This window comes from Nocardioides marmorisolisilvae (assembly GCF_003725775.1).
GTDB lineage: Bacteria > Actinomycetota > Actinomycetes > Propionibacteriales > Nocardioidaceae > Marmoricola > Marmoricola marmorisolisilvae.
This window is the reverse complement of record NZ_RJSG01000002.1, coordinates 1,362,299-1,381,142: the sequence shown is the minus strand read 5'-3', so window position 1 is coordinate 1,381,142 and position 18,844 is coordinate 1,362,299. Positions and strand designations below refer to the sequence as shown.

Below are 18,844 nucleotides of genomic sequence, written 5' to 3'. Positions count from 1 at the left end.
TCCAGACTCGCGGCGAGCAGATCGTGATCGGACAAAGGCAGCACTGCTGGTGGTGTCACGCGGTTCCCCCGGGTTGAAGGTTCGACCCCTTCGAGAACAACGTTATCCGCGGTCGTCGACAGTTCTCGGAGCACTCGCAGCGGTACCGGTCACGGGTGGGTAACAGGTCGAGCAGGTGTCGATCAGGCCGGACTTCCGACGATCTCCTCGAGCGCCAGTCCATGGTCGAGGGCGATCAGCTCGGCTGCCTTCTCGCCGATCATGATCGAGGCGGCGTTGGTGTTCCCGCTGACCACGTTCGGCATCACGCTCGCGTCGGCGACCCGCAGGCCCGCCACGCCGTGCACCCGGAGCTGCGGGTCCACGACGCTCCCGATCCGGCAGGTGCTCGTCAGGTGGTAGACGGTGGTGGCGTAGTGCCGGGCGAGATCCTCGATCAGCGCGTCGCTGAGGTCGCCTCCCGAGACGTGCCCGTGCTTCGCAGCCAGTGCCGGCGGAATCAGCAGGTCTCCGGTCCCGTGGCTGGCTCGGATCCGATCCACGATCGTCAGAGCACGACGCACGACCGCGGTCATCACCTTCATGTCGTGCGGGTCGCCGAAGTAGTTCATCCGGATATCGGGGGCCGCCAGCGGGTCAGCACTGGCGAGCCGGATCTCGCCCTCGCTGTGCGGCTGGACCGGGTTGGCGAGCACGATCAGGCTCTCGGCGGTCGGACTCAGCGTCATGTCCGGGTCGGCGAAGTACTCGTGGGTGTCGACGTGCAGGCACCCCTGCCAGATGTCGGTGTTGTAGCCGCAGGTGAAGACAGCGATCTGGGCGTCGTGGGTGTGTTCGTCGCCCAGGCCGGTCGAGAGCCAGGCGCTGGCGTCGTACAGGGACGACGAGACCAGCCCGCTCCCGGTCAGGAACCACTCGCCGAGCTGTCGTTCTGCCTCTGCCTTCAGTCCGGCCAGCTCGGGAGGGAGCGCCGCGTCGTCCGCAGGGTCGGCCGGCAGAGGGCCGGCCGGGGCACGCAGGGCATCGGGACCCATCGCCACACCCACGGCGGCCATGGAGACCCCGAGCCCCGGGGCGTCGAACATCAGCGCGAGCTGGAGGTGGTCCTTGAGGTGCGCTCCGACCTCGGGCGCATCGACCAGGCAGGCGATGCCGAGCGACTCGAGGTGCTCGCGGGGGCCGACACCGGAGAGCATCAGCAGCTGCGGGGAACCGACCGCGCCTCCGCTGAGCACGACCTCGGTGCCGGCACGTACGACCTGCGCGGTGCCGGACCCGTCGACGTACTCGACGCCGGTCGCGCGCGGGGTGCCACCGTCGTCCTCGATCAGGATCCGGGTCACCTGAGCTTCGGTGATGACGTACAGGTTCGGGCGGATCTCGGGCTTGCCCTCGAGGAACGCGTGGTAGGTGCTCGCTCGTTTCCCGTCGAGGGTCGTGGTCTGCAGCAGGGACACCAGGCCGGCCGGTCCTCCGCGATCCCGGCCGTTGTAGTCACCGACGGGGATCCCGGCCTCGACGGCCGCGTCGACGAACGCTCGAGCACCGGGCAGGACAGGAGCGCGCACCGAGACGCCGAGGGGTCCGGCGACGCTGTGGGCGTCCTCGTCGATCGTGATCTCGTTCGAGGGCACCAGGCCCTCGCTCTTGCGGAAGTAGGGCAGCACCTCGTCGTAGCTCCACCCGGTGGCACCGCCGGCGGCCCAGGCGTCGAAGTCGCCGGGGTGGCCCCGCACGTAGGCCATGTAATTGATGCCCGAGGAACCGCCGAGCATCTTGCCGCGCGGTACGACCATGCGGCCCTCGGCAAGGCCGAGCCCCGCACCCCCGGCGTCGGCGGTGAAGGCCCAGTCGGTCTCCGGATTCACCTGGAGCACCGGGCAGGCGGCGGGCATGAGCTCCGCAGGCGGCGGGGTTCCGCCGGCCTCGATCAGGATGACCCGCGTGGTGGGGTCTTCGGACAAACGTGCTGCGACGACAGCGCCTGCCGAGCCGGCTCCGACGACGACGAAATCGGCGGTCTCACTCATCGGCCGAAACTAGCAGCGGGGCGCGACGAGCGGAATGGGTCAGCGGCGGCGGCGACCTACTGCGCGAGGAATCCGGATTCGTAGGCGAACACGACGGCCTGCACCCGGTCGCGCAGACCGAGCTTGTGCAGCACCTTGCCGACGTGGGTCTTCACTGTCGTCTCTTCGACGAACAGCTCCGTGGCGATCTCTGCGTTGGACAGCCCCCGCGCGAGGAGCTTGAGGATGTCGGCCTCACGGGCGGTCAGGACGTCGAACGCAGGGGTCTCCGGGGCTGCGGGCGGCTTCGCGAACTGCTCGATCATGCGACGGGTGACGGCAGGGTCGATGATCGACTCACCCCGCGCGATCGTGCGAACGGCGTCGACCAATTGCTCGCCGGGGACGTCCTTGAGCAGGAAGCCGCTCGCCCCGGCACGGATCGCTTCGTAGACGTACTCGTCGAGGTCGAAGGTGGTGAGCATCAGCACCCGGGTCTCGGGGAATTCTCCGAGGATCTGTCGAGCCGCCTCGAGCCCGTCCATGTTGGGCATCCGGACGTCCATCACGACGACGTCGGGTCGCCGCTCGCGGACCACCTCGATCGCCTCGAGGCCGTCGGAGGCCTCGCCCACCACGGTGAGGTCGCGCTCCGCGCGCAGGATCACCGAGAACCCGGCCCGCAGCAGCTTCTGGTCGTCGACGACCACGACCGTGAACTGCGACTTCCCGGTGCCGACCTCCGTGTTCCAGAGCACCTCGGTGGTCTCGACGGGGTTCTCCAGGCCCTTGACCGCGACCGGGCCGAGGGAGGAGAGCCGGACGTCGTTGAGGCGCGAACCTGCCACGGTCAGGACGGTCGTGGTGGACAGGATCTGTCCGGGGTCACACAGGTCGCAGAGCCGTTTCGCCACGATGACCGGGTTGCCGAAGTAGTCACCGTCGCGCTCGACCGGCTCGCCGCAGTCGAGCCCGACCCGGATCTCGATCCCGTCGTCGGCCGCCGCCACCTCCTGCTGCATCCGTACGGCGCACTGGACCGCCTGGTTGGCGCTGGCGAAGACGCTCATCACGCCGTCACCCATCGACTTCACGACGCGGCCGTCGAACTGGTCGACCAGCGCGCTCATCTCGTCGAGGTGGTCCGCGTGGGCGCGCGACGCGGCCTCGTCGCCCAGCCGCTGGAAGGCCTCGGTCGATGCCACAATGTCGGTGAAGAGCACCGTCACGACTGCTGGTTCGGCCACGGAAGGAATCTAACGGCTCTGAACCGGGCCGTGCCTCATCCTTGCGGATGAGAGCTGGACCTCGGGATCCACCTCTTGCGCACGATGTGGCGCGGCACCGACCGAACCTAACGTCGTCGGTGGGCAAGGCGCCCACGTCCGGCACCCGGACGAGAAGCACCAGGAGGGTCCCATGACCAGCGTCTCCTCACCTTCGTCGGTCGGCCCCGCTGCGCCGAGCAAGATCGACATCGTCCTGGCGATCGCCCTGAGCGTGTTCGTCTACGCGCTCTCGACCCGGATCATCGATCCCGGCGCTGACGTGGAGACCGGCGGCGTGGTCGCCGGATCGCTCGCCGTCCTGATGACGCTTCCGGTGGCGGTGCGACGGCAGTGGGCGTTCCAGGCCGCCGCGTTCGTCGCGGCCGCGGACTGGGTCAACGGGCTGGCCTTCCCTGACTTCGTCCGCTGTGGTCCGGGTCTGCCGGCGGTGTTCCTGATCGCCTACTCGTGCGGCCTGCGGTTGGACAAGCGGTCGGGGCGGATCGGCCTGTTGCTGTGCGCGGTCGGGGTCGTCGGGCAGGCGCAGTACGACCAGGCGCTCGGCCTGTCCGCGCTGGTGCTGATCCTGCCGCTGACCGTGGGTGCGTGGGGGACCGGCCGACTGGTGCTGCGGCGCCAGGAGTCGTCGGTCGCGCTCGCCGCCAGCAACGCCGAGCTGCGGGTCCAGCGCGAGGCCAACGCCCGGCTCGCCGTCGCCGCGGACCGCGAAGCGGTTGCGGGTGACCTGGACAGCTTCCTGCACGAGCAGATCGGCGGAATCGCGGCCCGGGCGGCCGAGGGCAGCGACGCGCTCGCCCACGACCCGGAAGCAGCGCGGCGGGCACTCGAGGACATCGAGGAGAGCGGCCGCTCGACCTTGAACCAGATGCGCTCGGTGGTCGGGTCGCTCAAGGAGAGCCCTGACGGTCCACAACCGGTCCTCGCGCAGCTCTCCGAGCTGGTCGCCCGGGCTGCCGTCGCGGATGCACGCCTCGACGTCGAGGGAGACCCCCGTCAGCTGCCCGCCGGCATCGAGCTGTCCGGCTACCGGATCGTCGAGCACCTGCTGACCGCGATGAGCGAGGACAGGCGCTCGAAGGTGAAGGTGACGGTCACGTTCGGCGACGACGCACTGGAGCTGGCGATCTCCGGGTCGGCCCGCGGCGAAGCCGCCCGGACGGCGCTGGCCGCAGCCAAGGAACGGGTGGCCCTGCACGGCGGAACGCTGACCAGCACCACCCGGCTCGGCCGGGCCGACGTGCATGCGCGGCTGCCTCTGCCCAGCGGGGTGTAGGGCGTGGGCGTCGCGAAGCCTGCTCGCACCGACCTGGTTCTCGGGGTCGCCCTGGTCGCGGCGGCGGTGCTCAGCGAGGCGTTCATCGCGACCAGCTCGACGTTCGCATCCCTCGCCTGGGGCATCGTCATCGCCGGCGGGGTGACGGTGCGATCGACGTACCCGGCCGTTGCGGTGCTCGTCACCTCGATCGCGCTCGTGTTCAGCCCGCAGGCGGAACACGCTGGGATCGACCCAGCCAGCCTGGGGGTCGTCGTCGCGGCTCTGCTCGCGTTCACCGTCGCCGAGCGTTTCGGGTGGCTCGCCACCGGGCTGGCGGTGGTCGTGCTGACGGTCAGTTGCGAGACGACTGCGTCGTACATCATCCCGCTCTTCCCGGTGGCGATCGTGGGGGCGGCAGGGGTCGGTTGGATCATGAAGTCCCAGCGTCGGGTCAACGACGAGCTCGCAGCCCGCGGCCAGGAGCTCGAGGTGGAGCGCGAGATCTTCGCTCGCGAGTCGGTCCGCCTCGAGCGGGCCCGGATCGCGCACGAGCTGCACGACATCGTGGCCCACTGCATCAGCGTGCTCGTCGTCCAGGCCGGCGCCGGCCGCCGGCTGACCGACGTCGACCCCGAGGCGGCTGCCGAGGCCCTCAGCTCGATCGCCGAGGTGGCGGCCCAAGCCGAGCAGGAGATCACCGCCCTCGTCGCGATGCTCGGCTCGGAGCCAGAGGAGGTGACAGAGCCGGGGGTGGCGATGATCGAGGAGCTGGTCGCCCGGATGAAGGCTGCTCGCTTGAACGTGCGGCTCCGGATGGACGGCAGCATCAGTGAGCTCGATGCCGAGGAGGCCAAGGCCTGCTACCGCGTGGTGCAGGAGAGCCTGACGAACGCGCTCAAGCACTCACCGGGCGCGGAGATCGCCATCTCGGTGTTGCGGCAGGGACGTTCAGCCGAGGTGATCGTGCACAACGGGCCGCCGCCCGGAGCCCGCTCCGGTCTGGAGAACGCCGGGGGCGGGAACGGCACCCAGAGCATGGCCGCCCGGTTGCGGACCTTCGGGGGTGCCTTCGAGTCAGGGCCGACCGCTGAGGGCGGCTGGCAGGTACGTGCGCTCCTGCCGCTCGCGTCCTGAGCGGGGTCACCAGCCTCGTTCGCGCCACTCCGCAAGCTGCGGTCGCTCGACACCGAGCTGCGAGTCGTTGCCGTGGCCCGGGTAGAACCAGGTCTCGTCGGGCAGCCGCTTGAAGATCCGCTCCTCGACGTCGTTGATGAGGCTCACGAACGCGTCGCCGTCGCCGAAGGTGTTGCCGACGCCGCCCGGGAAGAGGCTGTCGCCGGTGAAGAGGTGCGGAGTGCCGTCCGGGTCGTCGTACAGCAGGCAGATCGAGCCGGGGGTGTGCCCGGTGATCCGGATGACCTCGAGGCGGACGTCACCGAACTCGATGAGGTCGCCGTGCTCGACCCGGTCGTCGACGGTGACCTCGGTCTGCTCGGTGATCGCGTCGGCATCCGGCTCACCGGCGACGGTGACCGCGCCGGTGGAGGAGACCACGTCGGCCAGGGCGCGGTGGTGGTCCCAGTGCTGGTGGGTGGTGATGACCTTGGTCGTGCGGCCGTCGCCGAGGATCCGGGCGATCGTCTCCGGTTCGGCGGCCGCATCGATGAGGACCTGCTCGTCGGTGGCCCGGCAGCGCAGCACGTAGGCGTTGTTCGACATCTGCGGGTCGACGGCGACCTTCGTGATGATCAGGTGCTGGAGCTCGCGGGTGTCGGGTGTCCCGCCGGGGGTCACCTCGCCGGTGTAGGTCATGAGAATCACCTTAAGGCCCGAGAAATGTCTTCCGCCGTCGGCTGCGGGAGGTCTACGTTCCGATCCATGAGAACTCGGGGTTCCGTGCTCGGCCTGGTTGCACTGCTGTTGCTTGCCGGCTGTGGGGGCTCGCCTTCGGCGTCGCCGACGCCTACGGCTCCGACCTCGACGGATTCGGGTACGCCGACTGCCACGCCCGGTACGCCGACACCGTCGGTCACCCCGACGGTCACGCCGGTCGCGATGGGACAGGCCGTCACCGTCGGATCGATCTTGTCCCTCGGCGTGCCCAAGGGCTGGACGGCTGTTCCGTCGGAGGTGGTCCTCAACGGCACCACTGGGAGCGTCTGCCTGAACCAACCGACCAAGTCCGGCGCGATCAACCCTGACCGGAGCCTCGGCTGCAGCATCGAGATCTACTTCGGTTCACGCCTCCCGGGTGCCGAGAACTCCGAGTACGCGCCGAACCAGGGCGAGGGCTGGTACCACGGGACCGACGTCGCCCAGTGCCCGTTCGTGCCGCAGGAGGGAAAGCTCGTCCCGATGAAGATGGCAGACGGGTTCGACAAGGGCCTCAAGCCGGTCGGGGCGCACCAGGCCGCGTGGAACCGCTGGACCGCGTCCTGCGCCGGGCACACCTTCCACCCGCAAGCCTGGTTCCTGCCCAAGTCGAAGGTCCTGATCTTCGACTACATCGGGCACTCCCAGACCGCGTCGGTCCTGGCGTCGGCGAAGTTCGCCGCAGACGGGGTCGCGCTCCCGACGTACGTGTCCGGGCACCTGGTCTCGGTGAGCGGCTCGAAGGTCCTCATCCAGCCGTTCCACACCTACACCACCGGTGCGGCTGGCAAGGCCTACGCCAAGGCGCACGGGATCGCGTACCCGTTCCCCAACGACTACTACGACGCCGACCAGGGCGCCAAGCGCACGATCGTCGTCGACTCGAGCACGAAGTGCGTCGGCAACGTCGAGCTCGGCAAGGACGCGGGCGGAGCGGCGATGTCGTGCTCAGCGTTCCTGGCCGGCGCGGCCAAGCACAAGGGCATGCCGATGGCCTTCTGGGTGCTCCCGGGCTCCTCGACCGCGCAGACGGCGATCGAGATCTTCCGTCCCTAGTCGTCGTCCACCTAGCGGGCGCGCTGCCAGGGGCCGAGAGCGGGCAGGACGCCCCCGTCGGTCTCGAGGCCGTCACCGTCGCCGCGGCCGATCAGCCACCATCCGAGGGCGCTGGCGCCGCCGCTGACCTCCGGTGCCGCGGCGCCGACCGGCCAGGTTCGGCCGAGGTCGGTGGCCCGTACGGCGAACGCGGGGGAGTCCGGGGACAGGTCGTGGGTGGCGGTGCTGCTGTCCAGCAGTGTCGTGGCGAAGTCGACCGGCCAGTCGGCGTGCGTGTAGTCCAGGCCGAGGTCGGCGTGGTGGATCTCGACCTCCCGCTGGCGGGCCTCGACCAGGTCGACGGCGGGCCACACCGGGCCCTCGGGAAGCCGGTTCACCGTGCCCTCCCACTGCTCGGCGGTGAGGAGCCCGAAGACGTCCCGAAGCCGCTGGGTAGCGGCGAAGAGCCGTTCCCGGATCTCGGGGGTCTCGGCCTGGGCCAGCTCGTGGATGCCGGCTGTCCGGGCATCGTTGGACGGGTAGATGGCGACCTGCTCGCCCGTGGTCAGGCCCTCGAGCGCGCCGGCGAAGCCCTCGGCGTTCAGGGCGAGGTGCGCGACCACGTGCGCGCGGGTCCACCCGGGCAGCAGTGAGGGCTCCCGCCAGTCGCCGGCGGACTGGGAATCCACCGTCCGGAGCAGGCGTTGGTCGGAGTGGTGCAGGCTCTCAAGCGCTTCGGCAGTCGGCATGGGACCAGTCTTAACCCCGACGCAACGACGTTGTCGGTGCCCCGTGCCATCCTGTGTGCTTAACTGATGCCGCACCGAACACGTGTTCGAAGATGGGGATTTGAGTGATCGACCAGCTGATCATCCGTGGAGCACGGGAGCACAACCTCAAGGACGTCTCCCTCGACCTGCCCCGGGATGCCCTGATCGTGTTCACCGGCCTGTCCGGGTCCGGCAAGTCCTCGCTCGCGTTCGACACGATCTTCGCCGAGGGCCAGCGCCGGTACGTCGAGTCGCTGTCCGCCTACGCGCGCCAGTTCCTGGGTCAGATGGACAAGCCCGACGTCGACTTCATCGAGGGTCTGTCCCCGGCGGTCTCCATCGACCAGAAGTCGACCTCGAAGAACCCCCGTTCGACCGTCGGCACGATCACCGAGGTCTACGACTACCTGCGCCTGCTCTACGCCCGCGCCGGCCGTCCGCACTGCCCGCAGTGCGGGGCGCCGATCGAGCGGCAGACCCCGCAGCAGATCGTCGACCGGGTGCTCCAGCTCGAGGAGGGCACGCGTTTCCAGGTGCTCGCACCCGTCATCCGGGGCCGCAAGGGCGAGTACCTCGAGCTGTTCCGGTCGTTGCAGTCCCAGGGTTTCTCGCGTGCTCGCGTGAACGGCGAGACGTACCAGCTCGACGACCCGCCGAAGCTCGACAAGCAGAAGAAGCACACCATCGAGGTCGTGGTCGACCGGCTGGCGGCGAAGTCGTCGGCCAAGCGCCGGCTGACCGACTCGGTGGAGACCGCGCTCAACCTGGCCTCCGGTCTGGTGATCTTCGACCTGGTCGACGCCGACCCGAAGGACAAGAACGCCGTCAAGGAGCTGAAGTTCTCCGAGCGGATGGCCTGCCCGAACGAGCACGACATCGACACCGACGAGCTCGAGCCGCGGTCGTTCTCGTTCAACTCTCCGTTCGGTGCCTGCCCCACGTGCCACGGCCTCGGCACGAAGATGGAGGTCGACCCGGAGCTGATCATCTCCGACCCGCAGGCGAGCCTGTCCGAGGGCGTGATCGGCCCGTGGTCCGGTGCGCACATCGCCGACTACTTCTCGCGCCTGCTCGAGGCGCTCGGTGAAGAGCTCGGCTACACGATGGACACGCCGTGGGCGAAGATCCCGAAGAAGGCGCAGACCGCGATCCTCGAGGGGCACCCGACCAAGGTGCACGTCCGGCACACCAACCGGTACGGCCGCGAGCGCTCGTACTACACGAACTTCGAGGGCGTCCGCCCGTACGTCGAGCGCCGGCACCGCGAGGCTGAGTCCGACACCAGCCGGGAGCGGTTCGAGGGCTTCATGCGCGAGGTCCCGTGCCCGGCGTGCAACGGCTCGCGGCTGAAGCCGGTCTCGATGTCCGTCACCCTGGGCGGGCGCAACATCGCCGAGGTCTGCGCGCTCCCGATCAACGAGGCGTCGGACTTCCTGAACAACCTCGAGCTGTCCACGCGGGAGAAGCAGATCGCTGAGCGGGTGCTCAAGGAGATCCAGGAGCGGTTGCGCTTCCTGCTCGACGTCGGTCTCGACTACCTCTCGCTCGACCGGCCGTCCGCGACCCTGTCCGGCGGCGAGGCCCAGCGGATCCGGCTGGCCACCCAGATCGGCGCCGGCCTCGTCGGGGTCCTCTACGTCCTGGACGAGCCGAGCATCGGCCTGCACCAGCGCGACAACCAGCGGCTGATCGAGACCCTGGTCCGGCTCAAGGACCTGGGAAACACCCTCATCGTCGTCGAGCACGACGAGGACACCATCAAGACCGCTGACTGGGTCGTCGACATCGGTCCGGGTGCCGGTGAGCACGGTGGCCAAGTGGTGCACTCCGGCACCGTCAAGCAGCTGCTCAAGCACCGCGACTCCGAGACCGGCCTCTACCTGTCCGGTCGCAAGTCGATCCCGGTGCCTGAGGTGCGCCGGCCGCGCACCAAGGGCCGCGAGCTCACCGTGCACGGTGCGCGCGAGAACAACCTCAAGGACATCGACGTCACGTTCCCGCTGGGATTGTTCGTCGCGGTCACCGGAGTCTCCGGGTCCGGCAAGTCGACGCTGGTCAACGACATCCTCTACACCTCGCTGGCCAAGCAGATCTACAACGCACGCACCGTCCCCGGGCGGCACACCAAGATCACCGGCATCGACGAGGTCGACAAGGTCATCCACGTCGACCAGTCGCCGATCGGGCGAACCCCGCGGTCCAACCCGGCCACCTACACCGGCGTCTTCGACCACGTCCGCAAGCTGTTCGCCTCGACACCCGAGGCGAAGATGCGCGGGTACCAGCAGGGCCGGTTCTCGTTCAACGTCAAGGGCGGTCGCTGCGAGGCGTGCTCGGGCGACGGCACGATCAAGATCGAGATGAACTTCCTGCCGGACGTGTACGTCCCGTGCGAGGTCTGCCACGGTGCGCGCTACAACCGCGAGACGCTCGAGGTGCACTACAAGGGCAAGACGATCGCCGACGTGCTCGACATGCCGATCGAGGAGGCCGTGGACTTCTTCGCGGCCATCCCGGCGATCGCGCGGCACCTCAAGACCCTGGTCGAGGTGGGCTTGGGCTACGTGCGGCTCGGACAGCCGGCGACCACGCTCTCCGGAGGTGAGGCACAGCGCGTGAAGTTGGCCTCAGAGCTGCAGAAGCGCTCGACCGGGCGCACCGTCTACGTGCTCGACGAGCCCACGACCGGCCTGCACTTCGAGGACATCCGCAAGCTGCTCCTGGTGCTGGGGCGCCTGGTCGACCAGGGCAACACCGTGCTGGTGATCGAGCACAACCTCGACGTCATCAAGACCGCGGACTGGATCGTCGACATGGGGCCGGCCGGTGGCAACCGCGGTGGCACCGTGGTCGCCGAGGGCACGCCCGAGGAGGTCGCGGCCAACGCCGAGAGCTTCACCGGAGAGTTCCTGAAGCCGCTGCTGGAGCGCGGCCGAGGCTGATCCGGGGCTGACCGGTACTAGTACCAATTGACAGTCATCTCTCAGCCGGTGTTGAAGATTCACCCAATAGGCTCAAGCCATGACTGACACCAACGCCAGCCGACGCAACGTCATCCTGGGAGTAGCGGCGGTCGGGGCCGCCGTACCGGTGATCGCCGCCTGTGGCTCCTCGGACTCGTCCGGGGACAAGACCGGCGTCACCAGCTCGGACGGTGGATCGTCGGCCGGCATCTCCACGAGCGAGATCCCGGTCGGCGGCGGCAAGGTGTTCGCGGGCGAGGAGATCGTGGTGACCCAGCCGACCGCCGGCGTCTTCAAGGCGTTCTCCGCGGTCTGCACGCACCAGGGCTGCCTGGTGAACAAGGTCGAGGACAAGCAGATCCAGTGCCCCTGCCACTTCAGCCACTACTCGATCACCGACGGGTCCGTGGAGAGCGGCCCGGCACCGAAGCCCCTGCCGGAGAAGACCGTGAAGGTCACCGGCGACACCATCACCGTCAGCTGAGGCCCATCAGCTGAGCACGCGCTCCGCGCGCAGGTGACGCACGATCGCCTCGACCTGGCGGCGTTCCTCGGGGGAGGACCGGCGGGCGTGCAGCTCGGCGTCCCGGAGGCGGCTGCACAGGTCGACAGCATCACTCCCGTCGCGGAAGCAGGCCAGGGCCAAGGTGGCGTGCGCCAGGGCGAAGGTCGGGTCCAGTGCGAGCGCCTCGGCCCAGCGACCCAGGCGGTAGGCCTGGGCAGCCTCGGCCGACGTTGTCAGCCTGGGGTCGAGCGCGGTACATCGCACATAAGTACACTAAACCGATAGACAAATATCTCCAAGAGGTTCGCCCCGGTGTCTAGGCTCGAGGCATGAAACTCGGTCTGCACTACGCGAACTTCACCCACCCGGACTGGCAGCACACCCTCGAGGACCGCCTGACCGAGTCGGTGCGCATCGCCGACCAGGGCGGGATCGACCTGGTGACGGTCATGGACCACTGGTTCCAGATGGAGAACCTCGGCGGTCCACCTGAGCCGATGCTCGAGGGTTACACGACGCTCGGCTACCTGGCCGGCATCACCGAGCGGGTCAGCCTGAGCCTGCTGGTGACGGGCGTGACCTACCGGCATCCCGGGTTGCTGGCGAAGACCGTGACCACCCTGGACCGGCTCTCGCGCGGCCGGGCGATGCTCGGGATCGGCGCCGCCTGGTACGACCGTGAGCACCGGGGGCTCGGGGTGCCGTTCCCCTCGACCTCCGAGCGGTTCGAGATGCTCGAGGAGACGCTCCAGGTCTGCGCCGCGATGTGGGGCGACGCCGCCTCGTACGACGGGAAGCACTTCCAGCTGGCCGAGACGGTGTGCGTGCCGCCGCCGTACCAGAGCTCGGGGCACCTGGGTGGGCCTCCGGTGATGATCGGCGGGAGCGGCGAGCGGAAGACACTGCGCCTGGTCGCCCAGTACGCCGACGCGTGCAACCTCTTCGGGTCCACCGCCGACGAGGTGGGCCACAAGCTGGACGTGCTGCGGCGGCACTGCGACGACGTCGGACGCGACTACGACGCGATCCGGAAGACCGTGATGGGTGCCGGGACGGCGACGGGGCCGGAGACCCCGGAGGAGTTCCTTCGCCGCGTCGCGGGCTTCGCAGATCTGGGTGTCGACCTGGTGACGGTCTACCCGCTGACCGACGACCCGGTGGCGTGGACGACCCAGGCGGTCGAGGAGCTGGTGCCACGGTTGGCCGAGCTCTGACCTCCTGTCGGCGCGGCCCCGTAGGGTTTACGCGTGGCTGACCCGTCGACGTACCGTCCGAAGCCGGGGTCGATCCCGACCTCGCCGGGCGTCTACCGGTTCCGCGACAAGGACGGACGCGTCGTCTACGTCGGCAAGGCCAAGAACCTCCGCGCCCGGCTCTCGTCGTACTTCGCGGATGTCGCTTCGCTCCATCCGCGCACGGCGACCATGGTGACGACCGCGGCGTCGGTCGAGTGGACGGTCGTCGAGACCGAGGTCGAGGCCCTCCAGCTCGAGTACTCCTGGATCAAGGAGTACGACCCGCGGTTCAACGTGAAGTACCGCGACGACAAGTCCTACCCGTGGCTCGCGGTGACCCTCAACGAGGATTTCCCGCGGGTGATGGTCGGCCGCGGCGCCAAGAAGAAGGGCGTGAAGTACTTCGGTCCGTACTCGCACGCCTGGGCGATCCGCGACACCGTCGACCTGCTGCTGCGGGTCTTCCCGATGCGGTCCTGCAGCAACGGGGTCTTCAAGCGCTCCGCCCAGATCGGCCGCCCGTGCCTGCTCGGGTACATCGAGAAGTGCTCCGCGCCGTGCATCGGACGGGTCGACGAGGAGGAGCACCGCCAGATCTCGGAGGACTTCTGCGACTTCATCGGGGGGCGTACGGACGCGTTCGTGAAGCGGGTCGAGCGGGAGATGTACGCCGCCTCCGAGGCCCAGGAGTACGAACGGGCTGCCCGCCTGCGCGACGACCTGGGCGCGCTGCACAAGGCGCTCGAGAAGCAGGCGGTCGTCTTCGGCGACGGCACCGACGCGGATGTGATCGCCCTGGTCGAGGACCCGCTCGAGGTCGCCGTGCAGATCTTCCACGTCCGCGCCGGTCGGATCCGCGGTCAACGCGGCTGGGTCGCGGACCGCGTCGAGGACCTCGAGACGCCCGGCCTGGTCTCCGAGTTCCTGCTCCAGCTGTACGCCGGGGAGGAGGGCGACGCGATCCCGCGGGAGGTGCTGGTCCCGGTCCTGCCTGAGGATGCCGGCGTGTTCGAGGAGCTCCTCTCCGAGGCCCGCGGGTCCAAGGTGCGCATCCGGGTGCCGCAGCGGGGGGACAAGCGGTCGCTGCAGGAGACGGTGGCCCAGAACGCCGCGCAGTCGCTCGCCCTGCACAAGACCAAGAGGGCCGGCGACCTGACCGCGCGGAACCAGGCGCTGGAGGAGATCCAGCACGCCCTGGAGCTGCCGTCGGCTCCGCTGCGGATCGAGTGCTACGACATCTCCAACCTGCAGGGCACGGAAGTGGTCGCCTCGATGGTCGTCTTCGAGGACGGCCTGGCGCGCAAGAGCGAGTACCGGCGGTTCGTGATTCGGGGCGTCGAGGGTCAGAACGACGTCGCGTCGATGCACGAGGTGATCACCCGGCGGTTCCGGCGTCTGCTCGACGAGCGGATCGAGGCGCCGGACCTGACCGGAGGTGAGGTCGATCCCGAGTCCGGCCCGTTGCTCATCGACCCGGACACCGGCAAGGCGAAGAAGTTCGCCTACGTGCCCGGACTGGTCGTCGTCGACGGCGGTCCGCCGCAGGTCGCGGCGGCCCAACGGGCGCTCGACGAGCTCGGCATCGACGACGTGCCGGTCTGCGGACTCGCCAAGCGGCTCGAGGAGGTCTGGCTGCCCGGGGAGCCAGACCCGGTGATCATGCCGCGCTCCAGCGAGGGTCTCTACCTCCTGCAGCGGGTCCGCGACGAGGCGCACCGCTTCGCGATCACCCATCACCGATCGCGTCGGTCCAAGTCCATGGTCGAGTCGTTGCTCGACGACGTGCCAGGCCTGGGGGAGGTGCGGCGCAAGTCGGTGCTGAAGTACTTCGGCTCGATGAAGAAGCTGCGGGCCGCGTCTGCTGCGGAGATCGCCGAGGTGCCGGGGATCGGACCCTCGATCGCTGACGCGATCGTGGGGGCCCTCGCCAAGGAGGCAGCCGCAGGGAAGACTGTCGCCGTCAACACGGCCACCGGCGAGATCGAGGAACTGTGACGCTGTCACCCGAAGACACAGGCGAGATCCCGGCGATCGGTGACCTCGGCGAGCTGGTGGTGGTCACCGGCATGACCGGGGCCGGTCGCAGCACCGCGGCCAAGGAACTGGAGGACCTCGGGTTCTTCGTCGTCGACAACCTCCCGCCCGAGCTGGTCACCGAGGTGGTCCGGCTCGTCGACGAGAAGATGGGGCGCGCCCAGCCGATCGCCGTCGTCGTGGATGTCCGCGGCGGCACCCAGTTCCACGCGCTGCGCGAGCAGATCGCCCTGCACCTGCCCACCCGACGCGCCTCGGTGCTGTTCCTCGAGGCCGACGACGGCATCCTGGTCCGCCGCCAGGAGGCCGCGCGCCGCCCGCACCCGCTCCAGGAGGGTGGTCGGCTGCTCGACGGCATCCACCGCGAACGCGAGGTGATGACCCAGCTGCGCGGCGACGCCGAGGTCGTCATCGACACCACGTCGCTGAACGTCCACCAGCTCAAGGACAAGGTCGCCGCGGCGTACGGAACGCCCGAGCGGGTGCAGCTCAAGGTGACCGTGGTCAGCTTCGGTTTCAAGTACGGCGTCCCGGTGGACGCGGACCTGCTGGCCGACATGCGCTTCCTTCCGAACCCGTTCTGGGTGCCCGAGCTGAAGGACCTGACCGGCCAGGACCCGTCGGTGGCGACGTTCGTGAAGGACCGCGACGACGCCCAGGCCTTCCTCGAGCGCTACCTGCCGGTCATCGAGACCGTCGGTGAGGGCTACCTGCGCGAGGGCAAGCGCTTCATGACCGTCGCGATCGGCTGCACCGGCGGCAAGCACCGGTCGGTGGCGATGTCGGAGGAGATCGCGAAGCGCCTGCGGGAGAGCGGGACCGAGGCCGAGGCCACCCACCGCGACCTGGGGCGCGAGTGACCTGGGGCAGTGAACCCCGCGTCGTCGCTCTCGGCGGCGGGCACGGGTTGGCGGCCTCGCTCAGCGCCCTGCGCCGGTTGACCGGCGACCTGACCGCGGTGGTCACCGTGGCGGACAACGGCGGTTCGTCGGGACGGCTGCGCGAGGAGTTCGGGGTACTCCCGCCCGGTGACCTGCGGATGGCGCTGGCCGCGCTCTGCGGTGACGACCGTTGGGGACAGACCTGGGCGAAGGTGCTCCAGCACCGCTTCACCTCCGAGGGCGAGATGGACGGCCACGCGGTCGGCAACCTGCTCATCGTCGCGCTCTGGGAGCTGCTCGACGACCACGTCGCCGGCCTGGACTGGGTCGGCGGCCTGCTCGGGGCCCGTGGCCGGGTGCTTCCGATGGCGATCACGCCGCTGGACATCACCGCGTCGGTCTCGTTCGGGGCCGACGTACGGGTGGTCCGCGGTCAGGTCGAGGTGGCGCGGACGGCCGGGAAGGTGCTCGACGTCGAGCTCGACCCGCTGGACCCGAAGGCCTGCCCGGAAGCGGTGCGCGCGATCGCGGACGCCGACTGGGTCGTCCTCGGACCCGGGTCCTGGTACTCCTCGGTGATCCCGCACGTGCTGGTCCCCGAGCAGCGCGAGGCGCTGACGACCACCTCGGCCAAGGTGCTGGTCAACCTCAACCTGGTCGCGCAACCGGGGGAGACCGAGGGCTACACCCCAGAGGACCACCTCGCCGTCCTGCACCGGCACGCGCCTGACCTGCGGGTTGACGTGGTGCTGGCGGATCGCCGCTCGGTACCGGACGAGGCCGCGCTGCGATCGGCCTGCGAGGAGCTCGGGGCCAGCCTCGTGATGAGTGATGTCGCTCGGGACGACGTCGCTGATCAACATGATTCTGAGAAACTTTCCCGCGCCTATGCGGCGATCCTCGGAGCGAACTAAGGTGACGCGCATGGCGATGACGGCACAGGTGAAGGCAGAGCTGGCCAGCACCCCGGTGACGAAGACGTGTTGTCGGAAGTCCGAGGTCTCCTCGATGCTCCGTTTCGCCGACTCGCTGCACCTGGTCAACGGGGGCATCGTGGTCGAGGCCGAGCTGGACACCGGTGCCGCTGCTCGTCGGCTGCGCCGCGACATCGCCGAGGTCTTCGGTCACGACTCCGAGGTCGTGCTGCTCAAGGGCAACGGCCTGCGCCGCGGCACCCACTACATCGTCCGGGTCGCCAAGGACGGCGAGTCCCTCGCCCGGCAGACCGGCCTCATCGACCAGCGCAACCGCCCGGTGCGCGGCCTGCCGCCGCAGGTGGTGTCCGGTTCCGGGTGCGACGCGGTCGCTGCCTGGCGTGGTGCCTTCCTGGCACACGGATCGCTCACCGAGCCGGGTCGCTCGTCCTCGCTCGAGGTGACCTGCCCCGGCCCCGAGGCTGCGCTGGCCTTGGTCGGCTCGGCCCGCCGGCTGGGCATCTCGGCCAAGGCGCGCGAGGTCCGCGGGGTCGACCGGGTCGTCATCCGTGACGGCGACGCCATCGGACAGCTGCTGACGCGCCTGGGCGCCCACGAGTCGCTGCTGGCCTGGGAGGAGCGCCGGATGCGGCGCGAGGTCCGCGCCACCGCCAACCGCCTGGCCAACTTCGACGACGCGAACCTGCGGCGGTCCGCGCGCGCAGCGGTCGCTGCCGGTGCCCGGGTCGAGCGCGCGCTGGAGATCCTCGGCGAGGACATCCCGGACCACCTCCAGCTGGCCGGCAGGCTCCGCCTGGAGCACAAGCAGGCCTCCCTCGAGGAGCTCGGCCAGCTGCACGAGCCGGTCCTCACCAAGGACGCGATCGCCGGTCGGATCCGTCGCCTGCTGGCGATGGCCGACAAGAAGGCCGAGGAGCTGGGCATCCCGGACACCGAGGCCTCGCTGACCCCGGAGATGCTCGCCGAAGAGGCGTGATCGGCACCACGCCACCTGGATTCTGAACGTTTCCTGAGCCGCGATAAGGTCGGGGAGCCCGTTCTTTCGTACTCCAGGAGTAAATCGCTGTGACTGTCCGCGTGGGAATCAACGGCTTCGGCCGCATCGGCCGCAACTTCTTCCGGGCCGTTCGTGCCTCGGGTGCCGACATCGAGATCGTCGGCGTCAACGACCTGACCGACCCCGCCGCCCTGGCGCACCTGCTCAAGTACGACTCGATCCTGGGCCGCCTGGACGCTGACGTGTCCGTCGACGGCTCCTCGATCCGCGTCGGTGACCAGGTCGTGACCGTCACCGCCGAGCGCGACCCCGCCGCCCTGAAGTGGGGCGACCTCGGTGTCGACATCGTCGTGGAGTCCACCGGTTTCTTCACCGACGCGACCAAGGCCCGCGCCCACGTCGACGCCGGCGCCAAGAAGGTCATCATCTCCGCGCCGGCCTCCAACGAGGACATCACCATCGTGATGGGCGTGAACCACGAGCTGTACGACCCGGCCGCGCACACCGTCATCTCGAACGCGTCCTGCACCACCAACTGCCTCGCCCCGATGGCCAAGGCCCTCAACGACGGCCTGGGCATCAACAAGGGCCTGATGACCACGGTTCACGCCTACACCGCGGACCAGAACCTGCAGGACAACATCCACAGCGACCTGCGCCGCGCGCGGGCGGCCGCGATCAACATCGTGCCGACCTCGACCGGTGCCGCCAAGGCCATCGGCCTGGTGCTCCCGGAGCTCAAGGGCAAGCTCGACGGCTACGCGCTGCGCGTCCCGACCCCGACCGGATCGCTGACAGACCTCTCCTTCGAGGCTGCGCGCGAGACCACCGTCGAGGAGGTCAACGAGATCGTGAAGGCCGCCGCCGACGGCAAGTTCCTCAAGTACTCGACCGACCCGATCGTGTCCTCGGACATCGTCACCGACCCGGCGTCGTGCATCTTCGACGCGCCGCTGACCAAGGTCATCGGCAACCAGGTCAAGGTCGCCGGCTGGTACGACAACGAGTGGGGCTACTCGAACCGCCTGGGTGACCTGATCACCCTCGTCGGCGCGACCCTCTGA

Annotated in this window: 16 protein-coding genes; 11 read left to right on the top strand and 5 right to left on the bottom strand. The window is 69.3% G+C overall.

Annotated features, from left to right (window positions below; all coding sequences use genetic code 11):
• Window positions 1-182 precede the first annotated feature (182 nt).
• Both EFL95_RS10765 and EFL95_RS20110 read right to left on the bottom strand, forming a co-directional pair.
• A complete protein-coding gene (locus EFL95_RS10765; RefSeq protein ID WP_123233961.1) occupies window positions 183-2,030 on the bottom strand; it encodes a GMC family oxidoreductase in 1,848 nt (615 codons plus the stop codon).
• A gap of 56 nt (window positions 2,031-2,086) precedes the next feature.
• The gene (locus EFL95_RS20110) at window positions 2,087-3,256 is read right to left on the bottom strand and encodes a response regulator (RefSeq protein WP_123233960.1); all 1,170 of its coding nucleotides are present in this window, start codon (window positions 3,254-3,256) and stop codon (window positions 2,087-2,089) included.
• Between the two features lie 172 nt (window positions 3,257-3,428).
• Here EFL95_RS20110 and EFL95_RS10755 point away from each other — a divergent pair, with 172 nt between their 5' ends.
• Both EFL95_RS10755 and EFL95_RS10750 read left to right on the top strand, forming a co-directional pair.
• Window positions 3,429-4,571, top strand: a complete 1,143-nt coding sequence (locus EFL95_RS10755; RefSeq protein ID WP_123233959.1) for a sensor histidine kinase — start codon at window positions 3,429-3,431, stop codon at window positions 4,569-4,571.
• 3 nt (window positions 4,572-4,574) lie between these two features.
• Entirely contained in the window at window positions 4,575-5,687 is a 1,113-nt protein-coding gene (locus tag EFL95_RS10750; protein ID WP_123233958.1) for a sensor histidine kinase, read from the top strand.
• 6 nt (window positions 5,688-5,693) lie between these two features.
• Here the strand turns inward: EFL95_RS10750 and EFL95_RS10745 are convergent, their stop codons facing one another.
• Window positions 5,694-6,365 (bottom strand): MBL fold metallo-hydrolase, encoded by a 672-nt coding sequence (locus EFL95_RS10745; protein WP_123233957.1) that lies wholly within the window; start codon window positions 6,363-6,365, stop codon window positions 5,694-5,696.
• Between the two features lie 66 nt (window positions 6,366-6,431).
• Here EFL95_RS10745 and EFL95_RS10740 point away from each other — a divergent pair, with 66 nt between their 5' ends.
• Window positions 6,432-7,481 carry a hypothetical protein gene (locus EFL95_RS10740; protein WP_148045028.1) on the top strand — a complete coding sequence of 350 codons (1,050 nt, stop codon included), beginning with the start codon at window positions 6,432-6,434 and terminating at the stop codon, window positions 7,479-7,481.
• An 11-nt stretch (window positions 7,482-7,492) separates the two neighbouring features.
• Here the strand turns inward: EFL95_RS10740 and EFL95_RS10735 are convergent, their stop codons facing one another.
• On the bottom strand, window positions 7,493-8,209 hold the full coding sequence (locus tag EFL95_RS10735) for a maleylpyruvate isomerase family mycothiol-dependent enzyme (RefSeq protein WP_123233955.1): 717 nt from the start codon (window positions 8,207-8,209) through the stop codon (window positions 7,493-7,495).
• A gap of 104 nt (window positions 8,210-8,313) precedes the next feature.
• Between EFL95_RS10735 and uvrA the strand changes: the two genes are divergently transcribed.
• Window positions 8,314-11,172, top strand: coding sequence for an excinuclease ABC subunit UvrA (gene uvrA / locus EFL95_RS10730; protein ID WP_123233954.1), 2,859 nt, complete (start codon window positions 8,314-8,316; stop codon window positions 11,170-11,172).
• Between the two features lie 79 nt (window positions 11,173-11,251).
• Window positions 11,252-11,677 carry a Rieske (2Fe-2S) protein gene (locus tag EFL95_RS10725; RefSeq protein WP_123233953.1) on the top strand — a complete coding sequence of 142 codons (426 nt, stop codon included), beginning with the start codon at window positions 11,252-11,254 and terminating at the stop codon, window positions 11,675-11,677.
• 6 nt (window positions 11,678-11,683) lie between these two features.
• Here EFL95_RS10725 and EFL95_RS10720 read toward each other — a convergent pair whose 3' ends face one another.
• Window positions 11,684-11,962 (bottom strand): hypothetical protein, encoded by a 279-nt coding sequence (locus tag EFL95_RS10720; protein WP_123233952.1) that lies wholly within the window; start codon window positions 11,960-11,962, stop codon window positions 11,684-11,686.
• 65 nt (window positions 11,963-12,027) lie between these two features.
• On the opposite strand from EFL95_RS10720, the gene EFL95_RS10715 reads away from it, so the two are divergent.
• The 6 genes from EFL95_RS10715 to gap all read left to right on the top strand — a co-directional run bounded on the left by EFL95_RS10715 (window position 12,028) and on the right by gap (window position 18,844).
• Window positions 12,028-12,912, top strand: coding sequence for an LLM class F420-dependent oxidoreductase (locus tag EFL95_RS10715; RefSeq protein ID WP_123233951.1), 885 nt, complete (start codon window positions 12,028-12,030; stop codon window positions 12,910-12,912).
• Window positions 12,913-12,945: 33 nt separating this feature from the next.
• Window positions 12,946-14,928: an excinuclease ABC subunit UvrC gene (uvrC, locus tag EFL95_RS10710; protein ID WP_123233950.1), complete on the top strand. Its 1,983-nt coding sequence runs from the start codon at window positions 12,946-12,948 to the stop codon at window positions 14,926-14,928.
• A complete protein-coding gene (gene rapZ, locus EFL95_RS10705) occupies window positions 14,925-15,827 on the top strand; it encodes an RNase adapter RapZ (protein ID WP_123233949.1) in 903 nt (300 codons plus the stop codon). The genes uvrC and rapZ overlap by 4 nt, the downstream gene beginning before the upstream one ends.
• A complete protein-coding gene (locus EFL95_RS10700) occupies window positions 15,824-16,762 on the top strand; it encodes a gluconeogenesis factor YvcK family protein (protein ID WP_183407127.1) in 939 nt (312 codons plus the stop codon). Before rapZ ends, EFL95_RS10700 begins: the two co-directional genes overlap by 4 nt.
• A gap of 10 nt (window positions 16,763-16,772) precedes the next feature.
• A complete protein-coding gene (gene whiA / locus EFL95_RS10695) occupies window positions 16,773-17,759 on the top strand; it encodes a DNA-binding protein WhiA (protein WP_123233947.1) in 987 nt (328 codons plus the stop codon).
• An 89-nt stretch (window positions 17,760-17,848) separates the two neighbouring features.
• Window positions 17,849-18,844, top strand: a complete 996-nt coding sequence (gap, locus tag EFL95_RS10690) for a type I glyceraldehyde-3-phosphate dehydrogenase (protein ID WP_123233946.1) — start codon at window positions 17,849-17,851, stop codon at window positions 18,842-18,844.